This is a genomic window from Pseudoalteromonas sp. S8-8 (assembly GCF_000497875.1).
GTDB classification, from domain to species: domain Bacteria; phylum Pseudomonadota; class Gammaproteobacteria; order Enterobacterales; family Alteromonadaceae; genus Pseudoalteromonas; species Pseudoalteromonas arctica.
The window spans coordinates 68,111-93,238 of sequence record NZ_AUTR01000034.1 but is presented as its reverse complement, the minus strand read 5'-3'; the positions used below and the strand labels follow the sequence as shown (position 1 = coordinate 93,238).

20 protein-coding genes and 9 tRNA genes are annotated in these 25,128 nt (G+C 40.8%); 27 read left to right on the top strand and 2 right to left on the bottom strand.

Going from position 1 to position 25,128, the window contains the following annotated elements:
- The first annotated feature begins 3 nt into the window (after positions 1–3).
- Genes L659_RS0110390 through L659_RS0110360 form a run of 7 tightly spaced genes read left to right on the top strand, consistent with a single transcriptional unit; the run spans position 4 to position 9,960 of the window.
- Positions 4–2,379: a hypothetical protein gene (locus L659_RS0110390; protein WP_024590492.1), complete on the top strand. Its 2,376-nt coding sequence runs from the start codon at positions 4–6 to the stop codon at positions 2,377–2,379.
- A gap of 2 nt (positions 2,380–2,381) precedes the next feature.
- Entirely contained in the window at positions 2,382–2,846 is a 465-nt protein-coding gene (locus L659_RS0110385) for a hypothetical protein (protein ID WP_024590491.1), read from the top strand.
- A gap of 4 nt (positions 2,847–2,850) precedes the next feature.
- Complete coding sequence (locus L659_RS0110380; RefSeq protein ID WP_024590490.1) at positions 2,851–6,036, top strand: hypothetical protein; 3,186 nt, start codon at positions 2,851–2,853, stop codon at positions 6,034–6,036.
- Positions 6,037–6,040: 4 nt separating this feature from the next.
- Complete coding sequence (locus L659_RS0110375; RefSeq protein ID WP_024590489.1) at positions 6,041–6,532, top strand: DUF1833 family protein; 492 nt, start codon at positions 6,041–6,043, stop codon at positions 6,530–6,532.
- A gap of 2 nt (positions 6,533–6,534) precedes the next feature.
- The gene (locus L659_RS0110370; RefSeq protein WP_024590488.1) at positions 6,535–6,930 is read left to right on the top strand and encodes a hypothetical protein; all 396 of its coding nucleotides are present in this window, start codon (positions 6,535–6,537) and stop codon (positions 6,928–6,930) included.
- The gene (locus L659_RS0110365; RefSeq protein ID WP_024590487.1) at positions 6,914–9,406 is read left to right on the top strand and encodes a host specificity factor TipJ family phage tail protein; all 2,493 of its coding nucleotides are present in this window, start codon (positions 6,914–6,916) and stop codon (positions 9,404–9,406) included. Before L659_RS0110370 ends, L659_RS0110365 begins: the two co-directional genes overlap by 17 nt.
- A 20-nt stretch (positions 9,407–9,426) precedes the next feature.
- Positions 9,427–9,960 carry a hypothetical protein gene (locus tag L659_RS0110360; protein WP_024590486.1) on the top strand — a complete coding sequence of 178 codons (534 nt, stop codon included), beginning with the start codon at positions 9,427–9,429 and terminating at the stop codon, positions 9,958–9,960.
- A 417-nt stretch (positions 9,961–10,377) separates the two neighbouring features.
- Here L659_RS0110360 and L659_RS0110355 read toward each other — a convergent pair.
- Both L659_RS0110355 and L659_RS0110350 read right to left on the bottom strand, forming a co-directional pair.
- Positions 10,378–10,454: transfer RNA gene (locus tag L659_RS0110355), tRNA-Pro, on the bottom strand.
- A 110-nt stretch (positions 10,455–10,564) separates the two neighbouring features.
- Positions 10,565–11,188 (bottom strand): arylesterase, encoded by a 624-nt coding sequence (locus L659_RS0110350; RefSeq protein ID WP_024590485.1) that lies wholly within the window; start codon positions 11,186–11,188, stop codon positions 10,565–10,567.
- Here L659_RS0110350 and L659_RS0110345 point away from each other — a divergent pair, their 5' ends adjacent.
- The 20 genes from L659_RS0110345 to nadA all read left to right on the top strand — a co-directional run bounded on the left by L659_RS0110345 (position 11,189) and on the right by nadA (position 24,968).
- Positions 11,189–11,902 carry an ABC transporter ATP-binding protein gene (locus L659_RS0110345; protein WP_008137049.1) on the top strand — a complete coding sequence of 238 codons (714 nt, stop codon included), beginning with the start codon at positions 11,189–11,191 and terminating at the stop codon, positions 11,900–11,902. It abuts the gene before it with no gap.
- On the top strand, positions 11,892–14,393 hold the full coding sequence (locus tag L659_RS0110340; protein WP_024590484.1) for an ABC transporter permease: 2,502 nt from the start codon (positions 11,892–11,894) through the stop codon (positions 14,391–14,393). The genes L659_RS0110345 and L659_RS0110340 overlap by 11 nt, the downstream gene beginning before the upstream one ends.
- A gap of 130 nt (positions 14,394–14,523) precedes the next feature.
- On the top strand, positions 14,524–15,048 hold the full coding sequence (gene ruvC, locus L659_RS0110335) for a crossover junction endodeoxyribonuclease RuvC (protein ID WP_002960649.1): 525 nt from the start codon (positions 14,524–14,526) through the stop codon (positions 15,046–15,048).
- 2 nt (positions 15,049–15,050) lie between these two features.
- Positions 15,051–15,668, top strand: coding sequence for a Holliday junction branch migration protein RuvA (ruvA, locus tag L659_RS0110330; RefSeq protein ID WP_024590483.1), 618 nt, complete (start codon positions 15,051–15,053; stop codon positions 15,666–15,668).
- Positions 15,669–15,675: 7 nt separating this feature from the next.
- A complete protein-coding gene (gene ruvB / locus L659_RS0110325; RefSeq protein WP_007580382.1) occupies positions 15,676–16,683 on the top strand; it encodes a Holliday junction branch migration DNA helicase RuvB in 1,008 nt (335 codons plus the stop codon).
- Positions 16,684–17,663: 980 nt separating this feature from the next.
- Positions 17,664–18,368, top strand: a complete 705-nt coding sequence (gene tolQ, locus L659_RS0110320; RefSeq protein WP_007580384.1) for a protein TolQ — start codon at positions 17,664–17,666, stop codon at positions 18,366–18,368.
- The gene (tolR, locus tag L659_RS0110315; protein ID WP_007580386.1) at positions 18,355–18,783 is read left to right on the top strand and encodes a protein TolR; all 429 of its coding nucleotides are present in this window, start codon (positions 18,355–18,357) and stop codon (positions 18,781–18,783) included. Before tolQ ends, tolR begins: the two co-directional genes overlap by 14 nt.
- Before the next feature lie 4 nt (positions 18,784–18,787).
- The gene (gene tolA, locus L659_RS0110310; RefSeq protein WP_024590482.1) at positions 18,788–19,714 is read left to right on the top strand and encodes a cell envelope integrity protein TolA; all 927 of its coding nucleotides are present in this window, start codon (positions 18,788–18,790) and stop codon (positions 19,712–19,714) included.
- Between the two features lie 9 nt (positions 19,715–19,723).
- Positions 19,724–21,082: a Tol-Pal system beta propeller repeat protein TolB gene (gene tolB / locus L659_RS0110305; protein ID WP_024590481.1), complete on the top strand. Its 1,359-nt coding sequence runs from the start codon at positions 19,724–19,726 to the stop codon at positions 21,080–21,082.
- A gap of 34 nt (positions 21,083–21,116) precedes the next feature.
- Entirely contained in the window at positions 21,117–21,659 is a 543-nt protein-coding gene (pal, locus tag L659_RS0110300; RefSeq protein ID WP_024590480.1) for a peptidoglycan-associated lipoprotein Pal, read from the top strand.
- A gap of 13 nt (positions 21,660–21,672) precedes the next feature.
- Entirely contained in the window at positions 21,673–22,422 is a 750-nt protein-coding gene (ybgF, locus tag L659_RS0110295; protein WP_024590479.1) for a tol-pal system protein YbgF, read from the top strand.
- 226 nt (positions 22,423–22,648) lie between these two features.
- Positions 22,649–22,724 (top strand) — tRNA-Lys (locus tag L659_RS0110290).
- Positions 22,725–22,794: 70 nt separating this feature from the next.
- Positions 22,795–22,870 (top strand) — tRNA-Lys (locus L659_RS0110285).
- A gap of 84 nt (positions 22,871–22,954) precedes the next feature.
- Positions 22,955–23,030 (top strand) — tRNA-Lys (locus L659_RS0110280).
- Between the two features lie 84 nt (positions 23,031–23,114).
- Positions 23,115–23,190 (top strand) — tRNA-Lys (locus L659_RS0110275).
- 83 nt (positions 23,191–23,273) lie between these two features.
- Positions 23,274–23,349 (top strand) — tRNA-Lys (locus L659_RS0110270).
- A gap of 64 nt (positions 23,350–23,413) precedes the next feature.
- Positions 23,414–23,489, top strand: a tRNA-Lys gene (locus L659_RS0110265).
- A gap of 82 nt (positions 23,490–23,571) precedes the next feature.
- Positions 23,572–23,647, top strand: a tRNA-Lys gene (locus tag L659_RS0110260).
- Positions 23,648–23,710: 63 nt separating this feature from the next.
- Positions 23,711–23,786 (top strand) — tRNA-Lys (locus L659_RS0110255).
- 141 nt (positions 23,787–23,927) lie between these two features.
- Positions 23,928–24,968 (top strand): quinolinate synthase NadA, encoded by a 1,041-nt coding sequence (gene nadA, locus L659_RS0110250; protein WP_007580396.1) that lies wholly within the window; start codon positions 23,928–23,930, stop codon positions 24,966–24,968.
- The last annotated feature ends 160 nt before the right edge of the window (positions 24,969–25,128 follow it).

The following is a 25,128-nucleotide window of genomic DNA, read 5'->3' as shown; positions in this document are numbered from 1 at the left end:
CACATGGCATCAATTGCAACGCTCACTATCGATTTAATCGGTAAAAGTGGGAAGCTGACTGCTGAGCTCAATAAAGCCAATAAACAAACCGCATCATGGGCTGATAAAACCCGCAAAATGGTGGGAGGGAGCGCTAAAGTAATGGCGGGGTTTGGTGTTACAGGCGTCGCCGCTTTTGCTTCTATTTATGCAAAAAATGCTGAGTTTATTGATCAACAAGCAAAAACAGCTGACCGTCTAGGTATAACCACGCAAGCGCTTGGCGGGTTGCAACATGCTGCTAATTTATATGGCGCCTCAAACGAAGAGCTAAATAAATCACTGCAAACCATGCAAAAAAACTTAGGCCAAGTGGGGCAAACTGGCACCGGTGAGGCTAAATACGCTCTTGATGGTTTAGGCTTATCGGTTCAAGAATTACAAGGCCTCGCGCCTGAAGAGCAATTTAAACTCATTGCCGACAAACTTAAAGGCGTTGAAGACCAAAGCCAAAAGGTGTACCTAGCACAAAGCTTAATGGGTAAATCGGGCGCTAAGATGATCAACGTCATGGACGCCGGCGCTGATGGCATAACCGCCATGATGGCAGAAGCCGACGCGCTGGGCATGACCTTCGATCGCATTGATGCCGCCAAGGTCGAAATGGCAAACGATGCATTCGATAAAGCGCAAAAAACCACCCACAGTTTTGGCCAAACACTGGCAATAGAAACAGCGCCGATCATTGGCGCGCTATCTGACATGTTTGTTGAGTCAGCAAAAGAAGCCGGCGGCTTTGGCAAATTTGCGCAACAAGCAATTACACAGGTTGCAAGTGGTGTTGGTGTTATGGCTGATGGCATACAAGGTATAAATGTGCTCTTTAAAGGCGCTAAAGTTGTTGCTATGGGCTTTTCTTGGGCACTTTGGGAGGGGTTAGCATTTGTAGTAAATAAAGGAATTGTGCCATTTGCTAATAGTGTTACCAACGGCCTTTTATATCCAATTCGTAAAGTGCTAGAGCTTTCACAACATATCCCTGGTATTGGCGATTATGCAAAGTCGGCATTAGCTCAATTGAATCAGTTGGGTAAAGCAGAGGGATTTAAAACACTCGATAGCATTGGCTCCCAAGCTTTAAAAAATTTAGCGCAAGCACAAGACGACTTTCACAACGCAGCCATGGAGCCAATGCCCTCAGAGAAAATAAATACATGGATTAGCGATGCACAAAAAAAATTCCAAGCCGCAGCAGAAAAACAAGTTGATAACGCTAAAAAGCCAGGACTAAGTGATTTACTGCTAAAAGATGATCCTGAGGTCGTTGATGAAAAGTCGCAAAAGTTAATAGATGCGGCCCGTAATCAATACCAACAAATATTTGATGCCCAGCTACAGCAAGATGGCAAAGAAGTAGAGCTCGAAAACCGTCGTTTTGAACGTAAGCAACAAGAAATGGAACGCGAATTTCAGTTACTGCGTGATAAAAACCTCATCACTGCTGAAATAGAGGCCGAGTACACCACCGCAAAAGAGCAAGCACTAGCACAACATGAGCAAAATATAAGCCTGATTAAGCAAGAGCAGCTAGAAGCCAGAAAAGAGGCAGAACGCTTACATCAAGAGCAATTAGCAGAGCAGAATAATGGCTTTTGGACTAATTACATGGAGTCTATTAGAACCACTGCAGAAAACACCGACCAACTATGGGCAGATACACTCACTAATTTTAGTCAAACCATGTCGAGCAACATTACTCAGGCTATTACCGATTGGCAGGGCTTTGGTAATTTAGTGAAAAACATAGCATCTAGCTTTTCAAAGGCCGTTATTCAATCGCTTGTTGAAATTGGCACGCAACGTTTGGTGTTATGGGCCTTAGAAGCGACGTTAGGCAAGGCCTCTGGCGTTAGTTACTTAACTCAAGTAACAGGGCAAGCACAAGCGGGTGCCCACCTTGCTGCTATTAATGCCTTTGCTTCTACAGCAGCCATACCTATTATTGGCCCAGCCCTAGCGCCGGGCGCAGCATTGGCTGCTGAAGCAGTAACGCAACCATTAGCTGCAGCAGCAACAGCAGCAGCCGCAGGAACCTTAGCTTCATTTGATGGCGGTGGGTACACATGGGATGGCCCACGCAGCGGCGGCCTTGATGGAAAAGGCGGCCAGTTGGCCATGCTGCATCCCCAAGAAACCGTTGTTGATCACACTAAAGGCCAAAGCCTAGGCTCAAATGTCACTGTAAACGTGATTGAAGATGCATCCCGTGCAGGTTCACAAAGCCGTAGTGGTTTAAATGGTGAAGACGTCATAAACATATTTGTAAGTAATATCCGCCAAGGTGGCGATGCATCCTCTGCACTTGAAAGTACCTATAGCTTACAACGCCAAGGGATATAAACGTGTTAGTAAAATACCCGAAAGATTTAAAACTGCCACTCGTTTCAAGCCATCGTTTATCGCAAAACTCAAACTTATTACGTACAGACATGGCAAGCGGCCGCGCAAGGCAGCGCAAACGTTTTCAGTCAGTACCCAGCACCATGAGCGCAACGTGGAAGCTAAATCCGTATCAAGCACAGCTACTTGAAGGCTTTGTAACGCACGGCGTTAACGATGCGGCGAACTGGTTTTTAATGCCAGTTCTCACCCCACAAGGACTGATAGAACATGAAGTGCGTTTTATTAAAAGCCCCTTAGAGTCATGTACCTACAACGGAGGCTTTTGGAACTACAGTGCCAATATTGAGATAAAAAAACGACAAGTTGTGAGTGAAGAAGCAACGGTAAATCAGTTGCTTGCCCCAAACACGGCTGAACAATTTATTAACGGCGTTGCAAACGCTTTAGACATTTACCAGGAATAATCATATGAGTAATTTTTTTAGTTTAGTGACAGAGCTTGAAACGTTATTAGGGCAGTTGAATACAATTTTAGCGGGAGCTGATGATGAAACTGTAGAAGTGAATGGTGTCAGTAAGGATAGTATTTCAAAAGCAATAAAAGATAACTTTGCTTTTATTCAGGCAATGGTTCAAGGACGCCTTACTTATGAAACAAAAGCTGCGTTAGATACTGCTGGCGCACCACCTAACGGAGAGTTAGCAGAAGTTTGGAATGACTCAATTCCTATAAACAACGGCCTGTATGGATGGGGGGGATCTGCTTGGGTTAAAAGTGAATTTAACAGTGCCTCAATAACGTTTGATAAACAGGATAATTCTAATTCGGTAACTCCAAACGCCATTTGGCGATTTGTAAAAGATGAACTTTTAAAAGTAGATTCAAAAAACCTTGTAAATAAAGAAGAAATTCGTGCTGGACGTTATTATAGCCCAGCAAGTAATCGAATTAATGGCTCTCCGCAATACCGTATTAGTGGGTTTGTGCCTGTTGAAGAGGGTAAAACGTATATTCAATCTGGTGGCAACGGCATTGGCGCGGGTGGTTATTTCTCAGCCCCCGCTGATGATTCAGCAATCTCAGATATACTGAGCAACCCATTCACCGTTCCAACAGGTCAAGGCATTAAATTTGTAGCAATAAATATTACAAGTGATGGTGATGCTAATTTTGATAATACATTTCAAATCGAAGAGGGATCAACTGCAACTGAATATTCAGAATACAGCCGTAATATACCTCTAAGTATTCTGGAAGACTCTAATCAGTTAGTGAAGTTTGATTTTGTAGAAAAATTTATCAAGTCTTTGTCATTAAACTTATTTGATAGAAACGCCATTCAATGGAGCAAACGCTTTTCTCCCGGAGGAAATAAGCTACAACCTTTAGACACAACAAAGTTGGTTGCAACTGGTTTTATACCTGTTGAAGAGGGAAAAACTTATGCCATCGGCGGCCAAGCATATAATGCTAAATATTTAATAGATTCAAAGGTTGGCTTTTTTGTATCAAGTAGTAGCATAACTGCAATTAATGATTTATCTGATTTTAAATTAACAGAAACAGATGACCAAAATTACGTGTTCACTGTACCAATTGGATTCAATGCTAAGTTTGTAATTTTAAACTTAATTGCAACAGATGATTTTCCCTATAGCGAAATCAAAGGTAACATCCAAATCAACGAAGGAAAAACACCTTTAAATTACACAGAATACAAAGAAGTAAATACACTTAAGCCAGAATCCCTGCCACCATTAAGCTTATTTTCAGATGGCCAATTTATTTTCGAAGTTGGTAGCCATAACTTAATTAATCCGACACTTATTGATTATGAATACCGTTATTCTACAGGCGAAAAAAGCTTTAAAATTGATGTTTTAGGTATTGCTTGTACAGCAGCAATACCGGTAAGAGAGGGAGAATGGTATGTGGCTTCTGGTGACGCAATATATGGTCAAGGTGGTTACTTATTAGGCGAAGAAAGAATAACCTCGAATATCATTGATAATATCACATTTGTAACACCTGTATCCGGAATTGGAAGAGCATTTCAAGTACCTCTTGGTATGGGCATTACCCATGTAGTTTTGAGTTTGCATAAAGAAAATAATCAAGCATCAAGTAAGTCTTTAAATGGCCAAGCTCAGCTTGAAAAAGGAGAGGTACCTACGAACTATGAGGAATACAATCAGAAGACGACGATAAAAGAAGACTACTTACCGTCACAAAGTAAAGCGAAGTTAAGCCAATCTATTGATCAAGAAGCTTGGTTTAAGTTTATTGAAGCCGACGCAGGAAGTTACTTATCTGATAAGTTGCCAGCTTTCAAGAAACACTGGTTAAAACGAGATAAAGATTTGGTTGTTGTAAACACTGGTACATCCTTAACAGCCCGTTCAGTAGAGCATTGTACAAATCACTTTGAAGCTAAATTTAGACCGCCATTGATGCATAGCAATAATTTCGCATCACATTTTTGGGATAAAATTCGGTGGGATTTGCAAGAGTACCGTCGATATGACAGTGGTTTTTTTGTTGAAAATGGTGAGTTTTCTTTATCTTCAAATTTACCTGAATGGGATGATGGGCCATATCGACATGGACTAACCAAATACTCTGCTGATTTAGAAGCCTCTATTGCATTTGATGTTCCTATTGATGCTTGGCAGTTTAATTTTATTTATCGAACAGATACGACAGGAACTGAAACTGCGATTGTTTCTATTGCCGAGGGTGATGGAAAAATGGAAGTACTTACCGACAATGATGAATGGGTTGAAGCAAATGGCTTTGTTTTTTCAATGCGAGAAGAAGAGCCATTATTACGCAATGTTAGCGTTCCGAAAGCTAGTGACAACACATATGTTAATAGAAGTATAGCATCTAAAGGTAATACTACTTATCAAAAAAGATTAAAAATGCGCTGTAAATCAGCCACCTTTGATAGCCGAGGTGAAGTGAAAAATATCACTATTACTAATAGTGGTGCCGGAGGCCGTTTTTTATACTGGGGTGTTGAATGGTCACCAAGACAGTACATGATAACTTATATCAATGCAGCTAGAGGCAGTCACAACACCCAAGCTGAAAACACTCGCGGATTACCACGTTATGCAGATAATGAAGTATGGGGCTTTAAACCAGATTTAATGTTCTTTGAGTTACCTATCCATAACGATGGTGCTGCTGGTAGTAATAGCTATAGCACAGCTGACTATTGGGGATGTTTAACGAACCACTATGTGTTTGATGAAAATTATGAATTAAGCATGAAACAGCGTGCCGCGTACTTTGGCTTAGAACCAGAATTAGCGATGTTCACCAGTTCAATTTCATGGAATTTTGGAGGAATAGCTGATGATGGTTCGCTTAAATACAGCGAGCAAGGAGATGGCACAATATTAACCGCTTTGGATAAGTTCACATTAGCTCATCAGTGGGTTTTGGAGAATCATCCAGAGGCTGTAAGTATAAACGCTGCCGCGAGATGGGTTGAAGCAGGAATCGCCATCCACGGAGACTTAAAGGAAGCAACGGTCGCTAGCGGAAAATCCGGTAACACCTTCACAAATGAAGGTAGCCACTGGAATGATACTGGTAGCCGAATAATTGCTAAAGCAGTGTTACCAATAATTAATTTTGAGATCTAGTCTTATGAGCCAAGTACTCCAACGCGTTTACGCCAGCGCTCCGACTAACGACCTGCCAATCCACACATTAGAGCTTCAGGCTGATTCTTTATGGACATTAAGAATTTGTGACGGCTTTGATGATGTAACGGCAGGCATTGAAGGGGGTGAAATGGTGCCATTTTTAGCCAGCGGGATGGGGGTTTCGCTCCCTACCCGCGGGGTTAAAGGACGCCAAGACTTACAATTTCAAATTGATAATGTCACTGGTGAAGCACTCTCTAAAGTAACGCAAGCGATTAATGCTGGTGTGCCAATTGCCGTAATTTACCGCGTGTATACGGCAAGTAATTTAACGCAGCCAGCTGAACCTGCCGTTGAAATGAAAGCGGTGGATGTTCAGGCCACTGCGCTAAGTTTAAATGTAGTGGCATCGTTTAACGATTTAGTTAATAAAGCATGGCCTAAAAACCGTTACACTCCATCCATTGCCCCAGGGCTCAAATACTTCAGTTAATTATGAAACACATAAATGATTACTTAAGCGTACCCTACGTTGACGGTGGTCGAGATATGGGTGGCCTCGATTGTTGGGGCCAACCGCGACTTGTGCTGCACAACGTATTTGGCAAACCCTTATTTAAATCGTTTGGCCATGTAAGCCCAGACGATAAAGCCCACCTCACTAGCTCATATGCACAGATAGTTGACCAGTTTAAACCTTGCGCAGCTAAAGAGCAGGCGATTGCATGCGGCTTTAGAGGACAAAATTTAATACATATGGGGTTATGTGTAGTTGTTGATGGGCAGTTGCAAATACTGCATACCTCACGGAAAAAAGGCCCGTCAATTGTAACAATCGCAGATTTTAAACGGTTATTTTTTAAGGTTAAGTTTTATGAGTACACAGGTTGAAATTAAGGTTTACCCCAATAAGTTAGATAAAAAATTATTTGAAAGTTGTATAGGTGTGGTGGGGCAAACATTAGATATCTGGTTAAAAGAAAGCGTCCCAGCGTATGATGATCGCGAACAACCGTTATTTAGTGCCGCTGTAAATAGCAAATACTTACCACCTTCTGACTGGCCTACATACATATTTAAACAAGGGGATAATATAAGCTTAACTGTAGAGGCAAAAGATCCTGCAACAATTGCCTATGCCATTATTGCGATTGTGGCGGTGGGTGTTGCTATTTACACCGCCAACCAAATACCCGACAACTACAACTCAACCACGCCCGATGGCAGTAGTATCTATGATGTAAATACACAGGGAAATAAACCACGGCTAATGGGTATTATTCCCGAAGGTGCCGGCCGTCATTTAATCTATCCTGATTACTTAACCATGCCACGCCGTGAATACATTAATAACGAGCAGTGGCTGTATTTAATGTTAAGCGTTGGCAGTGGTGAATATGAAATACTGCCCGAAGAGGTGTTTATTGCTAATACTCCAGTAAAAAGTTACACGGGCGATGTGTTTTATGAAATATTTGGCCCCGGTGAAGATGTGAGTGGTCATGAAGGCCATCGTAATGTTTATACATCAAGCGAGGTGGGTTCAACATCAGGGAGCACTGGTATCGAGCTAAAAGGGCGAGTAACCAGCGCCGGTGGTAGTGAGTCAAGCAAATATAGCTATTCATTTTCAGCAAAAGAAGTGGTGGTTCACTTTGAAGAATACGAACCTGAAGTGGGTAAATGGAAACACAAATCGCACTTACCGTTTACGCTAGGTGAGATCATAAAAGTAGAGGGGGCCAGCAACGTTGAGAATGATGGTTATTACGAAATTATTACCAAAGATATTGACGGCAGCGAGCTTAAAAAGCTGGATGGTCAATACCAAGAAGATACCACATGGACGGGGTTTACTCCCGAAGCGAATACCTATGCCAAGGTTTACACCGAAGATGGTGGTGGAGATGGCGAATTTAACGGGCCGTTTTTTGCGGTACCAGAAGGGGAGGTGACCGACCAATTATGGCTTGATTTTTCCTTGCCGCAAGGTTTGGGCGAGCTTGATGATCAAGGCAATTTTTTAACACGCTCAGTGAACCTGGTAGTTGAGTATCGAGCTGAAGGCGCACTTGAGTGGATTCAAGCACCCGTGATTTCATTTTCTGGCAAAACGAATGATCAACTGGGTAAAACTATCCCTATTAGTTTATCTGAAAAAATCCGCCCAGAAGTGAGAGTAAAACGCAGCACCGCGGCTAATGATGATACCCGCATTTATGACGATGTGTATTGGACAGCCTTAAAAGCAGAGCTTGAAAGCGCCACAACATACCAAGGCATGACAACCCTTGCAGTAAGAATACGCGGAACCAATAATTTAGCGGGTTCGGCCGAAAACAAGTTTAACCTTATTGCTACGCGTGTGTTACCCGTTTTTGAGAATGGCGCTTGGAGCGCACCAAGGCCAACCACCGACATTGCACCATTTTTTGCGCATGTAATAAAAAGTGCAGGGCATGGCGATAGTAAAATAGGTTTAGACGCACTTGAAGCACTGCACCCTATTTGGCAAGCCCGGGGTGATGAGTTTAATGCGGTATTCGACAGTGAAAGCACTATGTTCGAAGTAATAAAACGGGTACTGGCTGTCGGGTTTGCTGAGCCAACCATTGATTATGGTCAGATCACCCCTGTGCGCGACCAAAAGCGAACTATCTATAAACACATGTATCAGCCAGATAATTACATAGGCATGTTAAAGCGCTCTATAAAATTGATTGATGATGACGAACCTGATGGTATCGAAGTCGAATATTTCAGTCCAATCACATGGAAATCTGAAACAATCCTATGCTTATTGCCCGGTGATTTAGGTATTAATCCCGAAAAAATAAGAGCGTTTGGTATAACCAGTCGCGATAAAGCCTACCAATTTGGCATGCGTAAACGCCGTACACGCCGCTATCGCCGTACACGCTTTGACTTTAAAACAGAAATGGACGCACTCAACTCACGCTACCTAGACTACTGTGCCTTAGCTGACGACATACCAGGCTTTGAACAAACAGGTAGAGTACTTTTAGTAAATGGCCGCTCAATACTTGTTGATAACGATAACTTAAATTGGCAAACAGAAGAGTCACATATTCTGGCCCTCAGAAAACCAGACGGCACATTATCCGGCCCATATAGCGCAACACCAGGCACAATACCTAATGAAGTGATCATTAACGCCGATTTAGACTTTACCCCAGTATTTGATGGCTCAATAGAACCTCCTTTGTACATGTTTGGTATTAACGAACGTTGGTGCAACGGCGTCTTGATTAGAGATATAAAACCATCATCCACAGACAAAGTCTCAGTGACAGCAGAATTAGATGATGCTAGGGTTTATTTAGATGATGATTCTTTAGCAATGTAAATAACGACAGAGGATGTGTTATGAGTGAACGTGAAAAAAACCTTAAGCTACTTAATGATATGAGCGAAAAACCAGGAGGGGGGCAAGCTCTCAGAGTCGCTTTGCATTCTGCTAGTAGTTTGATACCAGGTTTGAGTGGTTTAGCTGCAGGTACAATCTCCCTTCAGGCAGAAAAAGAGCAACAAGCATTTAATGATACTATTGTTGGATGGAGTAACTTAGCCGATGATGAACTATCATCAATTTCTTCGAAGTTAAGAGAGTTAACAAAAGAGCCTTCAGAAGCGAGCCTTGCCTTGTTGCTTGGTCAAATACTAGGTGATCAGCTTTCAATTTCTCTTTTTCAGAATGAAGGGGCTTCAGTACCAGTCATATTAAACGCTAACACTGTTGCTGAGTTAGAACCTTATATTGAGCGAAACTTTATAAAAATAGAGCCTACAGGGTCAATTTGCTCAATGGGTGCTGGAAATAGAGTCGGTAACCATATAGAAGAATTGAAGAGGCCTTACGGACAAGGAAGTGGCTTTATAGTTAGTGTAATTAAAAAATGAGTACAAGCCGCTGATAAGCGGCTTTTTATATTTATTCCACCTATTGAACATTCCGTTCAAAATGAGAGCAATACCTATGCGTATCAATATGCCGATAATATTGTAGTCAATAGTCAATAGTCAATACAGCAATTTACGTTAATAAAAATACCGCCACTATAATTTTTAAATATCTGGTTAGTAGAGTCATTTAGGTTTTTTATTACCTAAGCATATACGCCGTATTATACAAGTTTGATTTTAGCTACAGCTGAGTCGGTAATTGGTAGGACTAATAAATATTTCTAATGCCTAAAAGAGTGTTTTTGAGTAGCGGTAAAAATTAATAATACAAACGTAATACAAATCAAATACAAATGGATTTTTAGAAGTTGGCTTTGGATTTTATGTAAGTGCAAGATATTAAAGGGGAATGAATGGTCGGTATGGAGAGATTCGAACTCTCGACCCCTGCCACCCCATGACAGTGCGCTACCAAGCTGCGCCACATACCGATTTGTATGCAATAGTACGTGTATTTTTTTAAAAATCAATAAGCGATTGTTTGTTTGGGTGTTTATTACGCAAGAGACCTAAAAAGACACTCTTGCGGTATATTAATTGGCTAGTCTTTATTTAACCACTTTTTGATCGAGTCATACATCTCATCGCGTATTAATGGCTGAGCTTTTTTGTTAGGGTGTAAACTATCGTTTTGCATTAGCTCAGGTTGACCAGCAACATCGAGCATAAAAAAGTTCATTAAATGCGCATTTGTCTCTTCGCTAACGCGCGAGAAAGTGTCTGTAAACATTTTACTGTAACGCGGGCCGTAATTAGGGGGAATGTAAATCTCCATTAAGGCGGTCATCGCATTAGCTGCTTGGCTTTTTTGAATAAGAGACGTTAAGTTAGTTTGCATTTTTTTGACAGGAAAACCACGTAAACCGTCATTAGCACCTAGCTCAATAAGTACATGAGTGGGTTCGTATTGCTCAAGCAATGTATCTAAACGGCGTAGGGCTCCACCAGATGTTTCGCCACTAATACTGGCGTTGATAAGTTCAATGTCGGCTTGTTCGTCATCGTATTTATCTTGTAACAATTTTACCCAGCCTTCTTCTTGTTGAAGTCCGTAGGCTGCGCTTAAACTGTCACCGAGTATTAAAATCGTGTTGTCGGCTGCTGCGCTCAGCGGTTTGATAACTAAAAATAAAATGAATACTAAACGAAGGATTGAATGAGTCATATGTCAGCGCTTTCTCAATTAAATATAATTCAGGTTAATGGTTTGTCTAAAGTAGTCTCTACCTTTGAAGGTGAGCTGCCCATCCTCAGCGACATCAGCTTTAATGTCAAGCATGGCGAGTCTGTTGCTATTGTTGGTACGTCGGGCTCTGGTAAATCAACGTTACTCAGTTTATTAGCAGGGCTGGATACCGCAAGCAGCGGCGAAATATTTTTAGATGGCGAGCCATTACACAATTTAGATGAAGAAGAGCGTGCTGCACTGCGCGCGGCTAAAATTGGATTTGTGTTTCAATCGTTCATGTTAGTACAAAGCTTAACTGCACTAGAAAACGTTATGCTACCAGCAGAACTTGCTGGCGAAAGTGATGCAAAAGAGCAAGCAATTGCTTTGCTTGAAAAAGTAGGCTTGAGCCATCGAATTGATCATTACCCGTCGCAACTCTCTGGCGGTGAACAGCAACGTGTTGCTATTGCGCGAGCATTTATTGGTACGCCTAAAATATTGTTTGCTGATGAGCCTTCGGCTAATTTAGACAGCAAAAACGGTAAAATGATTGAGTCGTTATTATTTGATTTAAACACGCAACACGGCACTACGCTTATTTTGGTGACTCACGATGAAGGGCTTGCACAAAAATGTGAGCACATTATTCAAATAGAAGCGGGCTTACTGGTAAAAAGCCAAGTAGAGGACGTTGCTAATGTGGGTTAAGTTAGCGCTTAAGTTATTTTCGCGAGAATTTCGCCGTGGTGAGCTAACAGTTATAAGCGCAGCTATCGCCCTTGCTGTTTTAACCGTGCTTACACTGTCTATGGTTACTGAGCGAATAGGGCAAAGTATTGCGCAAAAAAGCAGTGCTTTTATTGCAGCAGACCGTGTACTTGCAAGCGATCATGTTCTCGACACTGCTTTTATTACTAAAGCACAGAGCCAAAATTTAAAAACGGCGCAAATGGTGTACTTCGACACTATGTTGTTTGCCGATGATGAAATGCAGTTTAGCTCAGTAAAAGCGGCATCTAATGCGTACCCGTTAAAAGGGCAGTTAAAAGTTAAAGATACCTTAACAGGTGAAACTAAGGTTGCTAATAGCGGACCAACGCCTGGTAATGTGTGGCTAAGTGAATCAGTATTTTACAGTTTAAATATTGATATAGGCGCGCAAGTAGAGCTTGGCGCTGCATTATTTAATGTTTCAAAAGTTATTGTAGAAGAGCCTGACGCGCCATTTAATGTATTTTCGAGCAGCCGTCGTGTGCTTATTAATATTGACGATGTGGCAAAAACCGAAGTTGTGCAGCCAGGTAGTCGTGTTTATTATCGCCAACTTTATGCAGGTAGTGAGGCCGATATAAATAGCTTTTACGAGTGGCTTAAACCACAAATGAAAGAAAACCAACAATGGTACGGCGTTAAAGACCGTCAATCACCTATTTCAAATAGTTTAAACCGTGCAGAGAGCTTTTTATTACTTGCCGGCCTATTAGGTATTATTTTAGCCGCAGTGGCTATAGCCGTTTCAGCAAAACGTTATTGTGAACGCCAATACGATCCAGTAGCGATGATGAAAACGCTAGGCGGTAGCCGCTCAATGATCCGCAAAATATACATGCTCCATTTATTGCTTGTATGTGCAATGGCGGTAAGTATTGGGCTGTTAATTGGTTATGGCTTGCAAGAAATAGCAACAAGTTACTTATCAAAAAGTATGGGCACAGAGCTACCTTTAGGTGGCTTTAAACCTTGGCTGGTGGCTATAAGCACTGGCGTAATTTGTGCCGTTATGTTTTCTATTAAACCGTTATTTGATTTATTTGATATTCCACCGCTTAGAGTGCTGCGCCGTAACTTAGGTGACAAATTGGCAGTTAGTCGTGTGCATTTAGGAATGAGTGCGCTAACCGTGTTTTTATTAATGTGGTTATTCAGTAACAACATAAAAATAACGCTTATTTTGTTTATATCAACACTTGCGCTAATTGGTGTGTTGTTTTTGATATCTAAATTAATATTTGGTGGCGGTCGAAAATTAGGGCTTAAGCCAGGTAACAGTTGGTCGCTTGCAATTGCATCTATTCAAAAGCGTGCAAATGTGAACGCGGTACAGTTAATTAGTTTTTCATTAGCGATTAAATTACTGCTGTTTTTAGTGGTACTTAAAAACGACATGATATCTGATTGGCAATCGCAACTTCCTGCCGATGCGCCTAATGCGTTTTTAGTTAATATTACGCAAAATGAGCTTGAGCCAATTAATGAGTATTTAGCTCAAAAAGATATTCAGGTATCAGAGTTTTATCCCACTATTCGTGGACGCGTAAATGCGGTAAACGGCGAGTTGGTAGCACGTTCTGTATCGCTGCAAGACAACGAGAAAAAAGACGAAGAAGCACGTGCAGGTATTGGCCGCGAGCTAAACCTTACATGGCTTAAAGATGTGCCTGACCAAAATGAAGTAACACAAGGCACGTGGTTTGGTGAAAATGCGATGGCTGAAGCCTCAGTAGAGGAGTCGATGCTTGAGCGTTTAGATGTTGAGATAGGCGATACGCTTACATTTTTAATTGGTTCGCAATCGTTCGACGCTAAAATTACCAGTGTGCGCAAAGTTAATTGGGCCACGCTTAAACCTAACTTTTTTATTATTTTAAGCCCAGATGTACTTGCAGATTTTCCGGCGACGTATATTTCGTCGGTACGTATAAACCCAGATCAAAAGCGTGACTTTAGCCAGTTATTGCGTACTTACCCTACTATTACAGCGATTGATATTGACAACTTTGTTAAGCAAATACAAACAACTATTTCGCAAGTATCACTCGCCATTGGCTTTGTACTTGCCATTGTTGTGCTGTGTGGCGCGCTTGTACTTATATCGCAAGTGCAAGCTAGTTTAGGTGAGCGTATGCAAGAAATTGTAATACTGCGAACACTTGGCGCTAAAAGCCGATTGATTAAAAACGCGACCTTGTACGAGTTTTTATTACTCGGCGGTTTAGCTGGCTTAGTGGCTGCATTTTTTAGTGATATAGCGCTTTTAATTGTGCAGCAGCAAATGTTTGATTTAGCAGGTAAGTTACATCCGCATATATGGATTATTGGTCCGGTAGCTGGCGGTGTATTTGTGGCTGGTTTAGGCTATTTAATGATTGCCCGAACACTTAAACAAAACACCCAAGGATTAGTGCGTGCCCTAGGGTAAGTTTAAACTAACACGCTCCTGCAAATGCCCACCTAATACGTGGGCATTTTTGTTTTTCTTTGTACTGGTAATTTATACAGTGCTCTGGCATTATTAGCGTAATTTAAAAATAATAACAATGGAGCGCTGTTTGGCCATCATTTTAGGGATCGATCCTGGTTCACGTTTGACCGGATATGGCGTTGTTGCCCACCAAGGTTCTAAATTTACATACTTAGGCAGTGGTTGTATTAAGTTAGCCGATCATCCTTTTCCGGTTAGGCTTAAAATGATCTATCAAGGCATTACACAGCTTATTGAGCAGTTTTCGCCAGAAACCTTTGCCATTGAAAAAGTATTTATGGCGCATAACCCCGATTCAGCTTTAAAGCTTGGCCAAGCTAGAGGCGCGGCGATTGTTGGCGCTGCAATGGCCGACTTACCCGTATTTGAATATTCAGCTAGGCAAATTAAGCAAGCAGTAGTAGGTAACGGTGGCGCTGATAAAACACAAGTGCAGCACATGGTAAAAAATATTTTAAAACTACCCGGTACGCCACAGGCCGATGCAGCTGATGCACTTGCTATTGCGATTTGCCACGCTCACTCAGAACAAAATTTAATTAAACTAGCGGGTAGCGCAAGCAAAACCGTTAGAGGACGTTTAAGGAAATAACTATGATAGGCCGCTTAAATGGTATTTTAGTCGAAAAACAGCCACCAGAAATATTACTCGAAGTAAGTGGTGTCGGTTACGAAGTACAAATGCCAATGACCTGTTTTTACGATTTACCAAAAATTGGTGAAAACGCGATTGTTTACACCCACTTTGTAGTGCGTGAAGATGCTCAATTATTATTTGGTTTTAATAATAAAGTTGAACGCGCCTTGTTTAGAGAGCTATTAAAAGCAAATGGCGTTGGTCCAAAACTTGGCTTAGCTATTTTATCGGGCATGTCGGCAAAGCAATTTGTAAGCTGTGTAAATAACGAAGACTCAACGTCGCTTGTTAAATTACCGGGTGTAGGTAAAAAAACAGCCGAGCGTTTAGTACTCGAAATGAAAGACAGATTAAAAGATTGGGGTAATGATTTATTTACGCCATTTAGTGACAGCGCGGTAATAGAGCCGATGAGCGATGCGACAATTGCTAATAATGCAGCCGATGATGCCGTATCGGCATTGGTTGCGTTAGGTTATAAATTGCCACAAGCGCAAAAAGCAGTAAAATCGATAAGCAAGCCCGATATGTCTACTGAGGTTCTTATTAGAGAATCTTTAAAATCAATGTTGTGAGTAACCCATGATTGAAGCGGATCGCTTAATTGATGCGACTGAAAAAACAAATGAAGACTCTATAGATCGTGCAATAAGACCAAAACTTTTAGCCGACTACAGAGGCCAGCCTCATGTTAAGCAGCAAATGGAAATTTTTATTGAAGCTGCCCGAACCCGTGGTGAAGCGCTCGATCATTTATTAATATTTGGCCCACCAGGGCTTGGTAAAACCACGCTTGCAAATATTGTAGCCAACGAATTACACGTAAGTATTAAAACAACATCCGGCCCTGTACTTGAAAAAGCAGGCGATTTAGCTGCGTTACTTACTAATTTAGAAGAAGGCGATGTACTGTTTATTGATGAAATACACAGGCTAAGCCCGCAAGTTGAAGAAATACTGTATCCAGCAATGGAAGACTACCAGCTTGATATAATGATTGGTGAAGGCCCAGCTGCGCGTTCTATTAAATTAGACTTACCTGCATTTACGCTTATTGGTGCAACCACCCGAGCAGGATCGCTTACATCGCCACTACGTGACCGTTTTGGTATTGTGCAGCGATTAGAGTTTTATTCTGTAGAAGATTTGTCGCACATAGTAGGGCGCTCTGCACATTATCTTGGTTTAGAAATGTGTGACGACGGCGCAACCGAAATTGCACAACGTTCACGTGGTACACCACGTATTGCAAACCGTTTATTACGCCGTGTACGCGATTACACACAGGTAAAATCTGACGGTACAGTAAACGCCGAAGTAGCTAAGCAAGCGCTTGATATGATTGACGTAGATAAAAGTGGTTTTGATTATATGGATCGCAAATATTTACTCGCCATAATTGAAAAATTCATGGGCGGCCCAGTAGGACTCGACAATGTAGCTGCAGCTATTGGTGAAGAGCGTGAAACAATAGAAGATGTAATAGAGCCGTTTTTAATTCAGCAAGGGTTTATTCAGCGTACTCCGCGTGGGCGAATAGTGTCTGACAGTGCATATCATCACTTTGGTTTACTTCCTAAAAAAGACTAGCCTCATCATATACATTACTTGCTGTGCTTTATTGCGCAGCAGGTAATTGACTTAGTATCCCTTTCTTTCAAATATTTATACGGCTGGTATTTTACCCAAAATCTCAGCACACTGTTGCAAATGTTATTTCAAAATACTTATACGCTTTATAGTTAACTGTTAATTCACAGGGCGTTAAGACTCGCGAAGCTATCCTGCGTACCATTCAAACTAGTAACCGAATTACTTATTGTAAAATAGGTAGGGCAATTATTAGTTTATAAATAAAGTATGTAGCGCACCAAATTGCAGGCAAAAAAAAGCCCGCAAAAAATGCGGGCAAACAACAAGTTGAAGGAAGTAATCCAGGGAACTACGTTTTACTGAATTTGGTTTTATCCAGAAAGAGTAAAACAATGTAATACGATAAAATATCCTATTACTAAGAACTTGGCTTAATGAAACTATCTCATTCAGTGCGCTAGTTCGGTATGGGAGAATAATACGTAAGATCACCTTTTTATTCAAACTAGAAAATTTGTATTTTCAGATTAGAAAAACTAATTCGGTGAATTTTATTGTTGTTTGAATCTTGCGCGTTAATTAATCGTTAAATTTATAAGTTAATGAAATTTCTAGCTTAAGTAATTTCTTTTGATGTGGCTCGGTATTAGTTTTACTGTTATGTGAAGGTGAGGCTTATAGGTTTTGAGTGTTTATGCTCTTATTTTGAATAAACGGCGCATTTTATGACGTTTTACTTATATATTTACGCATATTTATAGTTAGCGAGTTTATTTAAAAGATTAAATAAAATACTGAGGCAAAGGAAAATGCCAACTAAAGCTGTTTTTTAACGTTTTTTGTTGCCTATTCATAGCAATACCGTTGTCAGCTTGAAATGGACTAGATACACTAGATGCAACTTTTGACCGTATAAACGGTCATATTTACACAAATTAACCAATTTGCCGTATTTTGAAATTACTTAGGAGTTTAACGTGGGATCAGGGCTTAATTTTTTAGACCTAATTTTAGAAGCAAGCTTGCTTGTTCAGTTAGTGATGTTAGGGCTAGTTGCCATGTCTGTAATGTCGTGGACAATTATATTTCAGCGTAAAAAAGCAATATCAGATGCACTATCAAATGCTAAGAAATTTGAGCAAAAATTTTGGTCTGGTATTGATCTAAGTAAATTGTATAACGAAATATCGTCACGCAGCGGTCAGTCTCAAGGTATTGAAGCTTTATTTACTTCAGGCTTTAAAGAATTTGCTCGTCATAAAAAGAATACATTTCAAAGTGCGAGTATTGTTATGGAAGGGACGCATCGTTCTATGCGTGTTGCGCTTTCTCGTGAAATTGAAAAAATTGAATCTAGCTTATCGTTTTTAGCAACGGTAGGTTCTATTAGTCCGTACATCGGTTTGTTTGGTACAGTGTGGGGTATTATGAATGCCTTTATTGCACTAGGTGAAGTTAAGCAAGCTACATTACAAATGGTAGCACCCGGTATAGCAGAGGCACTTATTGCGACTGCTATGGGTTTATTCGCGGCAATTCCGGCTGTTATTGCTTATAACCGCTTTTCAAACAGTGTTGAAAAGCTTGAGTCTCACTATATTAACTTTATGGAAGAGTTTGCTAATATTTTACACCGTCAAGCAGCTACACAAATAGAGGCACAAGCGAATGTATCAGCGTAAAAAGCGCCGTCCGGTCGCAGAAATTAATGTAGTACCTTACATTGATGTAATGTTGGTATTACTTATTATATTTATGGCAACAGCACCGCTTATTACACACGGTGTAAAAGTTGATTTACCTAAAATGGAAGAGTCTGATTTAGTTGATACTAAAGATACTCCTCCCATTATTGCTTCAATTGATGCAGAGGGTAAATATTATGTAAGCGTAGGTACTGATCCTGAAGAGCCTATGGAAGCACTTGATGTTGCTGCGGTTATAAAATTACAGTTAATGAAAAACCCTGACGTGCCAGTCATGATTAAAGGCTCGGGTAAGGTGTCGTATCAAGAAGTATTATTACTAATGGATTTTTTGAAAAATGCAGGCGTACCATCAGTAGGATTAATGACTGAATCCTTTGAGGGGAAGTAGCTGTATGAATAGTTCAGTAGTAAAATCGATAGTACTTCATTTAGGAATTGGTGGTTTTTTGTATGCGTCTGCAAACATTCATCCGCCAGCACCTAGAGTAATGGAAGTAACGCTTAATTCGGCTATACCTACGCCAGATAAAGCAGTATCAGCCGTTACAGTTGATCAAAAACAAGTTGAGCAAAAAATTGCTGAACTTCAAAAGAAAGAAAAAGATAAAAAAAGTGCTGAAGACAAACGTATCCGCGATTTAGAACGCAGAGCGGCCAATGCACGTAAGCAACGCGAATCTGAATCTAGGCATATTAAAAAGCTAGAGCAAGAACGTAAAGCTAAAGAAAAAGAAACAGCCGAGGCGCAAGCACAAGCTAAAAAAGCACGTGCCATTGAGCAAAAAGAGCGCGCTAAAGCTAAGCAAGCCGAAAAGCAAAAGCAAGAAGCTGAAAGCGCAGCAAAAGCTGCTGCTGATAAGCGTAAAACCGAAGAAGACGCACTTAAAAAAGCAGAAGCTGAACGTAAAAAACGTGAAGAAGAAGCAAAAGAGCGTGCAGCCGAGGCAGAACGTAAACGCCAGCAAGCAATGCAAGAGCAAATGTTACAAGAGCAACTTGCCAAAGAGCAGGCTGCCCGTAGTAAAATACGTCAACAACAAGTGGTAAGCGAAGTTGATAAGTACCGTGCATTAATTATGGCGCGTATTCAGCAAAACTTATTGATTGATGAAAAAATGAAAAACCAACAGTGCCGAGTAAATATTCGTTTAGGTTTTAATGGTTTAGTAACGCAAGTTAAATCATTAGGTGGCGATAAGTTGGTATGTGAAGCTGCATTAAGAGCAGTGCGCATGGCCGACACATTACCGGTATCTAAAGATAAAGACGTATTCGAACAACTTAAGAATATTAATTTAACAATCAAGCCAGAATTTTAAAGGAATGATATGTTCAACAAAATAAAAATAGCCTGTTTAGTTTTACTGTTTGGGTTTGTGGGTGTTGCTAATGCAGCACTTGAAATTGTAATAACTGAGGGTGTAGACGGTGCAAGGCCCATTGCTATAGTACCTTTTAAGTATCAAGGTGTTGGCCCGATCCCTGAAAAATTAAGCAGTGTTATTGCTGCCGATTTAATGCGCAGTGGTAAATTTAAACCTGTAGATGTAGCGCAGATGCCACAACAGCCAACCAAAGATAGCGAAATTGATTACGCATCTTGGGTTAATAAAGGTGTGGAAGCGATATTAGTGGGCGAAGTTGAGCAGCAAACTGATGGGCGTTACTTAGTGCGTTATGAGTTAGTTGACGTGATCCGCGGCCAAATTACCGGTGGCAACACACAAATGATGAGTAATGGTAAGCTAGTTAAAAGCCAAGATCATATTTTGGAAGCGCGTGAAAGTGTTATTGGTGAAAGTGGTTTTCGCCGTTACTCTCATCGAATCAGTGACGTTATTTATGAAAGATTGACTGGTGAAAAAGGCGCATTTTTAACTAAAATTGCCTATGTAATAGTACGTGATAATGACCCTAAGCCTTATCAGTTAGTTGTTGCAGATTATGACGGATTTAATGAGCAAGTATTACTTCGCTCAAAAGAGCCTTTAATGTCGCCAGCGTGGTCACCAGATGGTACTAAGTTAGCGTATGTAACGTTTGAAAACCGTCAAAGCCAAATTTACATTCAAGATATATACACAGGTAAACGCGAAATAATAGCAAGCTACCGTGGTATTAATGGTGCACCGCAGTTTTCGCCAGATGGTAAAAAGCTATTGTTAGTGCTTTCTAAGGACAAGACGGGTGCAACAGAAGTTTACATGCTTGACCTAGCTACACGTAAAGAAACACGCTTAACAAATCACCGTAGCATAGATACTGAGCCATCTTGGCACCCTAATGGTCAAGATATTGTGTTTACATCTGAAAGGGGTGGTAATGCTCAGATTTATAAGTTAAATTTAAAAACAGGTAGGTCACAACGACTCACCTTTGATGGTGATATGAATCTTGCTGGTTCAATAACACCAGATGGAAAAGAATTAGTGATGGTTAACCGTACCAACGGGCAGTACCATCTTGCTAAGAAAGAGCTGGCTACAGGCGCGTTCCAAGTATTAACGAGAACACGCCTAGATGAATCACCGAGCATAGCGCCAAATGGTTCGATGATTATATATAGCACGCTTCATAATAATAAACAGGTACTTGCGCTAGTATCGATGGACGGCCGCTTTAAGGCACGGTTACCTGTGCTAGACGGACAAGTAAAGGCACCAGCTTGGTCGCCATACTTACAGTAATATTACTGGTTTACTCAAAATAGGAATCTACTCAATGCAACTTAACAAAATACTTAAAGGCCTGCTAATTGCTGTGCCAGTAATGACATTAGCAGCTTGTAGCTCATCTTCAGATATTGATGAAGGTGCTGCAAACCAATCAAATCAAGGCGTTGTTGAGCAATCAACTAACACTGATACAGTTGAAGTAGCTACAATCTCTCCTGAGCAACAAGCAGAAGAGCAACTTCGTCAAAAGTACGAAGCACTTCGTCAAGAGCAAGTAATCTACTTTGATTTTGATACTGCGACAGTTGAAAGCAAGTACGCAGACTTACTTCGTGCACATGCTGAGTTTTTAGTTCAAAACTCATCAGTTAAAGTACTAATTGAAGGCCATGCAGATGAGCGCGGTACTCCAGAGTACAATATTGCACTAGGTGAGCACCGTGGCCAAGCAGTTGAAAAATACTTATTAAGCTTAGGTGTTTCAGCTAGCCAAATGTCAGTGGTAAGCTACGGTGAAGAGAAGCCAATGGTTAAGTCTCGCACTGAATCAGCTTTCGCTAAAAACCGCCGTGCGGTACTAGTTTACTAAGATAAGAGATATTATGAAGCCGAAAATTATTTTGGCAGCCATGATATTGAGCGGGAGCACCCAGTTAATGGCTGCTCCCGCTCCTGTTTCAGAAGCTGCGAGTTCACAATCAAGTATTGAGAAGCGATTAGCGTCGCTTGAGAATATGATGCAACAGCGTAACTTTTTGCAGGTTGAGTTACAGCAACAGCTTAACTTGTTACAAGACGAAGTAAGCCAAATTCGAGGTGTAACCGAAGAGCAAAGCTACAAGCTTGAAAAAGTACTGCAGCGTCAGCGTGAGTTGTATCAAGAAATTGAAAACCGCGTGAGCCAGGCTTATACACAGCCAGCAGCAGCTCCCGCAACTGATTACACGCAACAAAGCAATGCACAGACCTATAGCAGTGACTTATCTGAAAACGAAGCCTATGAGCGCGCTGTTGCGTTAATAATGAAAGATAAACGCTATGACCAAGCGATTCCTGAATTTCAAACGTTTTTAACTACCTACCCAAACTCTGTCTATGCGTCTAATGCGCATTATTGGTTAGGGCAGTTGCTTACTATTAAAAATGATGGTGTAAAAGCAGTAGAGCACTTTAAAGTCGTTGTGAACGAATTTCCAAATTCTAATAAACGTCCAGATGCAATGCTAAAGTTAGGCACACTTTTACAAGATCAAGGTTCAGCGGCGCAAGCACAAAAAATATTGAGCGATCTTATCAATCAATACCCAAGTACAACCGCTGCAAAACTAGCAACTGATCGTTTAGGAAACTAAAGTTCACTAGCGATTAAATTTCTAGTTAGGGCGAGCAAACTACATGGAAACTCTCGAAGAATCTTGGATTTGCATGTAGTTTGAGCACAAACGGTTTAATTTTGTGCATCTAGACATAAAAACTTAAAAAAAGAGACAATTTCGGTTGCACTCATTTTATAAATAAGTATTATAAGCGCCCGCAGCAAACGAATGGTTACCCCACTCGAAATGCGACAAAAAGAGCGGGTTATTAGCTCAGTTGGTAGAGCAGTTGACTTTTAATCAATTGGTCGATGGTTCAAATCCATCATAACCCACCATTCTTTGAATGGTCTTTTATCGGCGGATTTACGTAGAATACTAAGTTGTTATAAAACGCAACGTCAGAGCGGGTCATTAGCTCAGTTGGTAGAGCAGTTGACTTTTAATCAATTGGTCGATGGTTCAAATCCATCATGACCCACCATTCTTTATTCCTTGTGAATAGTGTGTGGCATCAATCGGCGGATTTACGCAGGCTTTAACTTAGAAATAAGTTAGCAACTGGAACGGGTTATTAGCTCAGTTGGTAGAGCAGTTGACTTTTAATCAATTGGTCGATGGTTCAAATCCATCATAACCCACCATTCTTTATTCCTTTGAATAGTGATTGGTTCCAATCGACGGATTTACGTAAAGTAGTAAGTTGCATTTAAACGCAACAATAGAGCGGGTTATTAGCTCAGTTGGTAGAGCAGTTGACTTTTAATCAATTGGTCGATGGTTCAAATCCATCATAACCCACCATTCTTTATTCCTTGTGAATAGTGTTTGGCATCAATCGGCGGATTTACGTAAGCTTCATTCATAATTGAATAAGTGCATAGAGCGGGTTATTAGCTCAGTTGGTAGAGCAGTTGACTTTTAATCAATTGGTCGATGGTTCAAATCCATCATAACCCACCATTCTATGAGTAGTTTTAATCGGCGGATTTACGTAAGTTTATTCAAAATGAATAAGCGCATGAGCGGGTCATTAGCTCAGTTGGTAGAGCAGTTGACTTTTAATCAATTGGTCGATGGTTCAAATCCATCATGACCCACCATTCTTTATTCTTATGAATAATGTTTGGCATCAATCGGCGGATATACGTAAGCTTCATTCTTAATTGAATAAGTGCATAGAGCGGGTTATTAGCTCAGTTGGTAGAGCAGTTGACTTTTAATCAATTGGTCGATGGTTCAAATCCATCATAACCCACCATTCTATGAAATTTTTAATCGGCGGATTCACGCAGCTTTTTACAAAGCAGATTTATATTAGAGCGGGTCATTAGCTCAGTTGGTAGAGCAGTTGACTTTTAATCAATTGGTCGATGGTTCAAATCCATCATGACCCACCACTCTCTAATACTTTCCTTTATATTCTTTTTTAAATTCCTATTCTAACTTTTATAAACAGCTTTACTAGTTTGCTGTTATTTGTGTTTATATTCTCGTATAATTCGCCCTAATTAATGCACTGTAGATAAGTGGTCGAGAACATGAGTCTAGCTCAAACTATTATGCCTGAAGGTTATATTTTCCCCCCTAAGCCAGCACCGTTAACAAATGACGAGCAAGGCGAATATAAAGCGCGTATAAAACAATTACTAAAAGATAAAAATGCAGTACTTGTTGCACATTATTATACCGATCCTGAAATTCAAGCACTTGCTGAAGAAACCGGCGGCTGCGTTGCCGATTCGCTAGAAATGGCGCGTTTTGGTGCACGTCACGATGCAGATATGATCATCGTCGCGGGCGTGAAATTTATGGGTGAAACAGCCAAAATTTTAACGCCAAATAAAACGGTTGTTATGCCAACGCTTGAAGCGACGTGTTCGCTAGATATTGGTTGCCCGATAGACGAGTTCTCAGCGTTTTGTGATGAGCACCCTGACCGTAAAGTGGTTGTGTATGCAAACACCTCTACCGCAGTTAAGGCGCGTGCAGATTGGATTGTAACCTCATCATGTGCACTTGAAATAGTAGAGCACCTTGATGAGCAAGGCGAAAAAATCATTTGGGGCCCAGATAAGCACCTTGGTAGTTATATTCAAAAAAATACCGGTGCTGATATGCTTATGTGGAATGGCGCATGTATTGTACATGACGAATTTAAAACTAAAGCCCTAAAAGATATGAAGGCGCTACACCCAGATGCAGGCGTATTAGTTCATCCTGAGTCACCAGCAGAAATTGTTGCACTTGCCGATTCGGTTGGATCTACGAGCCAATTAATTAAAGCTGCGCAAACAATGGACAATAAAAAGTTTATTGTAGCAACCGATCGCGGCATCTTTTATAAAATGCAGCAACTATGTCCAGATAAAGAGTTTTTTGCGGCTCCAACGGCAGGTGAGGGCGCTTCATGTAAAAGTTGCGCACATTGCCCTTGGATGGCAATGAATGGCTTAAAAGCGATTGAGGAAGCCCTCATAAGCCCTAAAGGTAAAGAAGTATTCGTTGATATGGATTTACGCGAAGGCGCACTTAAGTCGCTTAATCGCATGCTTGAATTTACTGCGAGCATGGCTAAGTAATTTTAAAAGTATAAATTAAAACGGTTAGGTCTTAGATTTAGCCGTTTTTTGTGCCTATAGATAAGCTATTGCTTGATAAGTAAGCATTTAAAGGCTCATATTTAAAAATGCCTTGCACCTTAAGGGTCTATTTCATACTATAGCGCGCTGTTGCATTACA